The following is a 635-nucleotide window of genomic DNA, read 5'->3' on the forward strand; positions in this document are numbered from 1 at the left end:
AAACACGTGATTTGTTAACTCCTTTAAAAATTCTTACACCATTTTTCCACATTTTCATATTTAGATCAGGATCAGATCCAAATCCTGGGTTAAATTCTTCACTAAAACCCCCAATTTGAGACCACATTTCTCTTGTCATGATATGAGGTGCCCAGTGTGATCCTTGTAGATCATGAAATTCTAAATTTTTGTAGTTTTTAATTAATTTTTCCTCATTAAAGCTTTCAATATTTTCACCACAATCAAATGAAATATGGTTTGTTATTGATCCTTTGAGTGGTTTTGAAGGTGAAATTTGTGTCGATGAAAAATAAAATTTATGATGTTTTATTAAATTTATCTCATTAATTAAATGGGTGTCCCAATCCGGACAAAAATACATATCATCATGTGCATAAACTATTAAATCATATTTAGATTTACTGGCTGCTATATTCACGCCACTACATAAACCAATGTTAGTTTTAGTTTTAGTGCATTTTATGTTTGAATTTATTAAAAAATTTTCGGTTTCTTTATCTTCTCCATTTATATGTACAATAATTTCATGATTAAATTTTGAATTCTTTTTAATAGAATTAATCGATGTTTTAAGATATTTATGATTTTCAAATGTAGGTATTATTATTGAAAAC

1 protein-coding gene is annotated in these 635 nt (G+C 26.9%); it reads right to left on the bottom strand.

The window, feature by feature from the left end:
* A partial coding sequence (locus AMN73_RS03620) for a glycosyltransferase family 2 protein (protein WP_075534922.1) occupies positions 1–635 on the bottom strand: 635 nt, incomplete at both ends.

Source organism: Candidatus Pelagibacter communis (assembly GCF_001179965.1).
Classification (GTDB): domain Bacteria; phylum Pseudomonadota; class Alphaproteobacteria; order Pelagibacterales; family Pelagibacteraceae; genus Pelagibacter.